The organism is Anabaena sp. CCY 9910, assembly GCF_963920875.1.
Lineage (GTDB): Bacteria > Cyanobacteriota > Cyanobacteriia > Cyanobacteriales > Nostocaceae > Trichormus > Trichormus variabilis.
The window spans coordinates 22,879-30,883 of record NZ_CAWUDJ010000059.1; the positions used below are offsets into that span (position 1 = coordinate 22,879).

An 8,005-nucleotide genomic window follows, 5' to 3' on the forward strand; every position below is an offset into this window, starting at 1 on the left:
GAGAAGCTAAATATTGATAAAATCTTCAACTGGATTTTTGATAATACCTGCCAATTTCAAATCATCGTATGCAGATTTTTTCTCCTTCTTGGCATTTTCAACAATTCGTCGAATATCATTTTCTTGATACTTTGGCTTTAATTTAGCTTTCCTGGTACTTGTTTTAGCAAAGCTCTCATTTACTTGAGTGCCTTGCAAAGCGAGAGCATATGCCTTTTTAACTAAAGATGGAATGTCTGCATCTTCATCACTATAAACAATTTGTTCTGCACATTCCTTTGCTTTAGCAGGTTCTACGTCCAAGTGCAAAAGCTCAAGAATTACATAATTGAGCTTTGGTGATACTTTCTGCTGATTCTGTTGTTTTCTAGCTAATCTACGAATATCTTTTAACTCGTTGGAATCAAGCTCAGATAGACATTTATTTTGATATTCTATTGTATCGAGAGGAGCAATATCTTTATACTTAATCATCCACTCTCTGTCCCCTGACCTAATTGCATCTAGCATTGGCTTGACTAAATATAGCCCGTCTTTAGCTGCTCGACGAATTAGCTCAGTAGTGATAATTTCTTTACCACCGATTGAAATTGCTCTCCATTGCACCATTTTGTAAAGTTTGACAGCAATATCAATAATTCCCTGGCTCTCGTCGTAAAAAACTTCGTTGATTTCATCGGAGAAAGGGACAGGTGTGTTTGTCCATTGGTAATCCCACATTCCTTCCATGAAGAAATACCATTCATCATCATTTACCATTCTGTCCCAAATTACACTCCCTTCTCCTGTCCCTCTCCTAGCATTTCTAAAATTTCCTTGAAGAATAGGAAAAGCTTCGTTCGTACCAACTCGAATTACTGGAATCCCTACAGTATTGTCCATTTTTACTAAAAAGTTCAACATATCTGAGCTACTTCTTCTTGCTGTAACTAGATTCTGCATCTCATCTATAACTAAAGCCCCTAAATGATGAGTATGGGCAATTTGGGCAACTTGGGCCAGCATATAATCTTCAGAGTTGCGCGAGGAACCAAATTTTTTAAAGTAGTTAGTACCTAATAGCCTGTCAACAGCGAGAAAAATATCAGTACACAGACCCTTCAAAGAACCCGCATGAGGGCAGTCAACCTTCAACCAAACTATCTGGTAAACACTATAATCAGGATGAAGAATTACTTGAGGATAAAGATTAAGAATATTTTGGAAATTTGTAGATTTTCCCATCCCTGATGGGCCAATTAGGGTTAAACCAGAAGCAGATGTAGGAAGATTAACATAGTTTTCTAAGTTTTTACCTCCTCCATCTTTTATTGCGTTATATATTTGCCTAGAGCGACTTGCATATTCAGGTTTCAAAATATTCCGAGCTAAATAGCCCGTCATAATTAAGGCACAAATAACCTTCTGTAATTCAACCGTTTTATTTTGAGGATCAAAATATCTAGATAGCCTCTCAATGCAATGAAACCTATAATGCGCTTCTAGCTCCCTGTCTTGTTCATCAAAATCTGGTGTTCTCGTTACTTTATCAATAAATTCTTCTGCTGAAAGAATAGGAGGTAATGCCTGAATTAATGGATTAGCATTGTATTCTGGAAGTTTTTGATCTATATATCTGGCAATAACTGCTAATTCTCCATTAGGAATTTTAACCAGTTCACCCTCAATCCTGTCCACGTTTTCGCTCCTGTCGCTTTTTCTTAAGAAGATTCAAATGATTTGGTTGTAGTGATTCTGCCTGTTCGGAGGTTTCTGGTTTACTCTCTATAACCTGAAAACTGCTCTGATTATCTGTAATTGCTAATTCAAATCCTTCAGTCTCTCGCCGTTTAGCCTTTTCAAAAGCCCTATTGTCTCTTATTCCAGAAACTTTCTTGCTCTTACTTAAATTATTATCTTCAGAAGCATCAGTCATTTTTTCTGCTCTATCTACTATGCTTTCAATATCAGCTATTAAATCTACCTTTTCTTGTAGCTGTTTACCTTGACTTTTCTGTCTTTGCAATTCTTCATAAGCAAGCAGATATTCAATGTCATGAAAGTTTTTATTAGCATACCGCCCTTCTGAGTCAATAAGAAAACATTTTTCAAAATCTCTACCATCACTAGATGGAAGGTAAATGAAGTTTGGATTTCTGATGTCGTAAGATACAATCAGTGCTTTTTCTGACTTAGAAAGGAGATTACTTCTAGCTTTTTCAAACCATTGCTCATTTTTAGCACTATCACAGGTATAGTACATCTCCTTACCTCTTATTTTGATGCCTTTAGCAGTAATAGTTGCTTTCTCAGTAGGCATCAAGTTCAATTTGACAATATCTTCAGAAAAGGTTCTGAGTCTACCAGAACGATTGGCGATACCCCACTTCCACAACTCTCTAGGTATACAAGGTATATCATCAGCAATCATCGCTTCATCTCTTTCATATTTTGTAAGAGGTTTATTGTTGTGGTGAATAATTAAACTAACAATAATCTCAGTAAATTGATCTATATCAAGTTTGCCATCAAGCCGATAATCCCTTGCGCCTCTTTGCCTAAAATCCGTATCCACATAACCTGGTAAAAAAGGTTTTACATATTCATGAATTATACGAAAGTGTCTTTCTACTAAACCTTTCCAATCTGCTCTATAGGAAGCTGCATTTTCAATACGAACATAAAGATTAGGGATTAATGTTTCCACTGCCATACCTGCTAATTCTCCCCTATCTCCTAAAATTGCATCTGGCATTTGATTGCAAGGCCATTCATCTTCAGTAATATTAATGTTGTATTCCTGGCAAAACAGGGTTTTATCTGTAGCTACATTGGCTAGTGCCATCATTGCTCCTATCCAAGATGGGCCTTCTAAACCAACATAAACACCTGTAATCATTCTGCTAAAAACATCAATAATTACATAAATAACTGGTCTACCAATTATCCAAGTACGGTTATATTTTGAAACTAAATATACATCAGCAACTGTGGCATCAATTTGATATCTAGAACCAGGGCCAATAGTTTCCATCTTAGAGTTTCCCAAAATTGCTCTATACTCTAAGGCTACTCGCTTGGCTCCTTTTCGAGATGTGAAAGTTTTGGTAACTTCATCCTGCTCAAGTTGATACCAGTATTTGAATTGAGTAATTGTAGGTATTTTATCAGTTGGAGTTAATATAGATTTTTGAACACCATTCTCGTCATATCTAATTCCTTCTTTGTAATATTCTTTCACCATTAATTCATAGGCTGTTTTTAAGTAGTTTTCTTTTGAATTATTGTAAAATTTGTTTATAGCGATTCTAAAAATCTTTCTATCTTCTTCTGTAACATTTACACCTTCACCAATATCTGGGTCATGTGCATATTTTCTTGGTCTTCCTCTCTTCTTGCCTGATTGACCTCGAATCTTTCCCTTACCTGATGAATTGATAAAATCAGGTATAAGAGCATTTATAGTTTTTCCTCTCTGCCAAAATCTTCTCAAATAACCATAGACGGTTTTTTCTACTAATTTATCTTTATCCCTTTCTTCGTTGTACTTTTCAACCGCTTCTCTAACCATCGATCCTCTAAAATTTCTATAATATATTGATGGTTCTTCTATAATTAATGATGAAATTATCTCCCAAGCTTTATCTCTGTATTCCTTTTCCTTATCTGTCAAATTTTCATCCCGAATAATTCTTGCCCAAGGATCTTGCTGCTGCTTAAAAGCAACACCTTCAGATATTGCTTCTAAAATGTCGGATATTTTCTTTGGTTCAGGTAGTCCTTTTTTAGCATTAATATCTATAACAAATGCAATAATATAACCTTCATCTATCCAAATAATTCTTTCGACTATATGAGTGTTCTGGTATACAATCCACTCTATTAAATCATTGACAAATAAATCTTTAACCATGTTATTTACCTATCATGTGGGTCTAAAATATTATTTTTTCAATAACTTTAGTTGACGGACAAGCAGATAATTTTATTGCTACTAGATCCACAAGGATTTCTTTCCTAGCAATTAAATGTTTAAATACATAAAGTGATGTACCGGAATCTATATTCATTTCTTTGTCTAAAGCAGTAGTTACTTTATTGATGGTTGTATGTTCTTCCTGAAGCTTGGATTTTAAAATTGTTGACAACTCAAGCAGTTGTGCAGTGTCCATTTCAGAATTTGCTTCTAGCCTATAAGCAGAATGAATCCACTCAACATTTTCAGCTAAAAGCCTGGGAATTTCTTTTTCTGTGATAATTCCCCAGTCAATACCCTTTGCTAAGTAATATTGTCTTTCTATCTCGAATTTCTCATTAACTCGCTTTTTTTCCAGTTCTGTTGACGGCTTAACAGTCCGGGCAATCTGCATCTGCTTCCCATCGAGGTTGACTGTAAGCATAAAGTCGCTTGTTAAAACTTCAGGAGTGCCACTTTGTGTATCTACAGGGTACTTTATACCTATGTCTGTAGCAATACTCATGGCTAGATCCAGATTGTCTAAAGGAAATTGCTCTCTTATATCTGTAACTATATCTGACCACTCAAACAAATAAAATAGCCGTTTTTCATGGTCTGAGAAGAAATGATGTACTCGATTTGTTTTCCAACCAGGAGTTCTAGAGGAACGTCCTTTAGAGGGAACATCTTGGATTGTCAGCCAAGGTTTATAGTGCTTACCACTTCCTCGACCACGACCTTCTTTTATATATCGCTCATATTTAGCTTGCGTCCATTCCCTTCTGCCCCTAACCATAAAAATAACCTCTGGAAGCGATCGCACTTTTACTTGGTACAATCGTACTCCTTTAGAGGTTATTGTTCAATCGTTTTATGAATTGTTGAATCGAATTATATATTGTTGGACTGAATTATTCCTCCACAAATTTATTTAAATATTCGTATTTATTTATTCCACAGTCACTGATTTTGCCAAATTCCGAGGCTGATCGACATCTAAACCGCGACGGGCGGCGATGTGGTAAGCCAATAGTTGCAATGGTACTACTGTAAGTATTGGCGATAGTAATTCATCTACTGATGAAACAGGAAGTAAATCGTTAAAAATTTCCGCCGCTTCGCCATCGTTGACTGGTGTTACCCCAATTAACCGCGAATCTCTGGCTTTGGCTTCTTGGGAATTGGAAATCACTTTTTCATACACACTACCAGGATAGGCGATCGCTACTACTGGCACTTTCGCATCTAATAAAGCAATGGGGCCGTGTTTCATTTCCCCGGCTGGATAACCTTCGGCGTGAATGTAGCTGATTTCTTTTAATTTCAACGCCCCTTCTAAAGCAATGGGGAAGTTAATTCCTCTACCCAAAAAGATGAAGTCTTGGGTTTCTGCAAATTCATGGGCTAGATGTTCTGTTAGTTTTTCCTGACGTTCTAAGGTGGCTTCGATTTCCTTAGGTATCTGACGTAAGCCTTGAATAATATCTGCGAGTTTATCTGGTGCTACTGTTTGGCGATGATAGGCTAAATCCAAGGCTAGAGCATAAAACGCCATCAGTTGAGCAACAAAGGTTTTGGTCGCTGCCACACCTATTTCAATCCCTGCCAGAGTATTAATAATATGGGGTACAAGATGACCAAGGCTACTTTCTGGGCGATTGGTAATCCCCAAGAGTCGTGCTTGATATTTGGCTTCTTTGCCTTGGCGGCGTTCTTTTTCCATCGCTAAGGCGGCTAAGGTATCAGCCGTTTCCCCTGACTGAGTAACACCGATAATTAATGTATTCGCTGTTAGTGGTGATGGTGCATAGCGATACTCAGAAGCATAGTGTACTTGAGTGGAGATTCCTGCTAATTGTTCAAGTAAATACTTTCCTACTAATGCAGCGTGCCAACTCGTACCACAGGCGACAATATGAATTTGTTCTAAATCTGCATAAATTTCTTCAGATAAACCCAAATTAATTGGTGATGTAAAAGATTCATCCGTATTAATATCGGGATTAAAGTATGCTTCTAAACTCGCTCTGACTACTCCTGGTTGCTCATAAATTTCCTTGAGCATAAAGTGTTTGAATCCCTGCTTCTCTACCATTGTGGGATTCAAGTTGAGCAAGCGGGGTTGTTTTTTCAGTCTGTCCCCAGCAAAGTTATAAATCTCCACTCCCAGGGGTGTCAGACGGGCAATTTCGCCGTTCTCCAGGGGTAAGACTGCACGAGTATGGGAAACGATCGCCGGCGTGTCTGAGGCGCAAAAGAACTCCCCTTGCCCGAATCCTATCACCAAGGGCGCTTGCTGGCGGACAACAATCAATTCGTCAGGATAGTCAGCAGAGATAACAGCGATCGCAAATGCCCCTTGTAGGTGATGAACAGCTTGGCGTATTGCTTCCAAAAAGGGGGAGGAGGTAGAAAGCGGTGGGGAAGGGAGGTTTTTTAAGAATTCGGCTATAAGGTGAGGAATAACTTCTGTATCAGTTTCCGAACGAAACTCATGTCCTTTCTGTTTCAGTTCGTCGCGTAACTCGCGGTAATTTTCAATAATCCCATTCTGCACAACAGCGATTCGCATGGCTGTATCTAAATGGGGATGGGCGTTATACTCTTCTGGTTTACCATGAGTTGCCCAACGTGTATGACCAATACCAATTTGAGATGGAGTAGCCAGTTGTTCTAGTTTAGAACGCAGGTTATAAAGTTTGCCTTTGGCTCGGACACAATTCACATCTCCTTCCCAAACCGTAGCTATACCTGCGGAATCGTAACCGCGATACTCTAGTTTTTCTAGCCCAGCCAACAAAATCTCGGTTGCTGCTTGAGTTCCGATATACCCAACGATGCCACACATTGCTCACACCACCCTTTGTTCAGGATAATTAAATCCAGTATAGTCATTTGTCAATGGTCAATGGTCAATGGTCAACAGTCAACAGTTATTAATCTGGACTAATGACTAATGACTACAAAACAAAAAAAAAGGAGCAACCTGCTCCTTTAACCACTAGGTATTTTTATAAATTTCTCATGATGTTGTAGGATGGGCGATGGCTTACGGCGAGCGGAACGCCATTGCTACCCACCCTACAAAGCTAAAGAGGCTTGCTATCGAGACACTTAATTGTGAGCAAAAAAGGAATCGGTAGTGAATTCCTTAGTAAGCTAGACCCATGCTGCGAGTTGTTTCTGCACCCAGATAAACCCGAATGCTCAAGAAGTCAGTCGGGCAAGCTGTTTCACAACGCTTGCAGCCTACGCAGTCTTCTGTACGGGGTGAAGAAGCGACTTGAGCAGCCTTACAGCCATCCCAAGGAACCATCTCCAGAACGTCAGTAGGGCAGGCGCGGACACATTGAGTGCAGCCAATGCAGGTATCGTAGATTTTTACGGTATGAGACATTGAAAAAACGGCTCCTTTCCAGTGTTCTTTTCTGTGAAAGAATCATAATCAAGGCATAGTTTACCGCAGTCGCTTATCCACCGTAAGTAAAAGGCTACATAACTTTAAACAATGTAATAGACACTTTTAAAAACTACGATTTGCGGAATTTCTCTCTTTCCTTATAAATCAGCTACATGACAGCAGCGTGTTTACCTCATTCACTAACTACGTTCAATGCTTGGTGTAAAGATATATGAAGTGTAAGTCAGACTCAAAAAAGCAATTTGAGTTAGTTGTCTATGGTAGTTATTACTTAATTACTATGACTGCGACAAAAATACAAATTTGTAATGAATTTTTAAATATTCACGGATAACTGTTTTCTGTTCACTGTTTATTTAGGTAGTATCAAGACTCGCTCACGAGTATCAAAAACTCATTCACGAGTATCAAAGACTCGTTCACGAGTATTCAAGACTCATTCACGAGTATCAAAGACTCGTTCACGAGTATCAAAGACTCGTTCGCCAGTATTCAAGACTCGCTCACCAGTATCAAAGACTCGCTCGCCAGTATTCAAGACTCGTTCGCCAGTATTCAAGACTCGTTCGCCAGTATTCAAGACTCGCTCACGAGTATTCAAGACTCGCTCACGAGTATTCAAGACTCGCTCACGAGTATTCAAGACT

The 8,005-nt window shown here is 38.6% G+C and carries 6 protein-coding genes; all 6 read right to left on the reverse strand.

Going from position 1 to position 8,005, the window contains the following annotated elements; genetic code table 11:
* Positions 1-6: 6 nt before the first annotated feature.
* On the reverse strand, positions 7-1,677 hold the full coding sequence (locus ACM5QX_RS26775; RefSeq protein WP_414756287.1) for an ATP-binding protein: 1,671 nt from the start codon (positions 1,675-1,677) through the stop codon (positions 7-9).
* Positions 1,664-3,892 (reverse strand): DNA-binding protein, encoded by a 2,229-nt coding sequence (locus ACM5QX_RS26780; protein WP_414756288.1) that lies wholly within the window; start codon positions 3,890-3,892, stop codon positions 1,664-1,666. Before ACM5QX_RS26780 ends, ACM5QX_RS26775 begins: the two co-directional genes overlap by 14 nt.
* Before the next feature lie 22 nt (positions 3,893-3,914).
* Positions 3,915-4,775, reverse strand: a complete 861-nt coding sequence (locus ACM5QX_RS26785) for a TnsA endonuclease C-terminal domain-containing protein (RefSeq protein WP_414756289.1) — start codon at positions 4,773-4,775, stop codon at positions 3,915-3,917.
* A 111-nt stretch (positions 4,776-4,886) separates the two neighbouring features.
* On the reverse strand, positions 4,887-6,785 hold the full coding sequence (glmS, locus tag ACM5QX_RS26790) for a glutamine--fructose-6-phosphate transaminase (isomerizing) (protein ID WP_414756290.1): 1,899 nt from the start codon (positions 6,783-6,785) through the stop codon (positions 4,887-4,889).
* A 303-nt stretch (positions 6,786-7,088) separates the two neighbouring features.
* Complete coding sequence (gene psaC, locus ACM5QX_RS26795; protein WP_010997613.1) at positions 7,089-7,334, reverse strand: photosystem I iron-sulfur center protein PsaC; 246 nt, start codon at positions 7,332-7,334, stop codon at positions 7,089-7,091.
* A 460-nt stretch (positions 7,335-7,794) separates the two neighbouring features.
* On the reverse strand, positions 7,795-8,005 hold a 211-nt coding region (locus ACM5QX_RS26800), incomplete at its 5' end, for a hypothetical protein (RefSeq protein WP_414756291.1).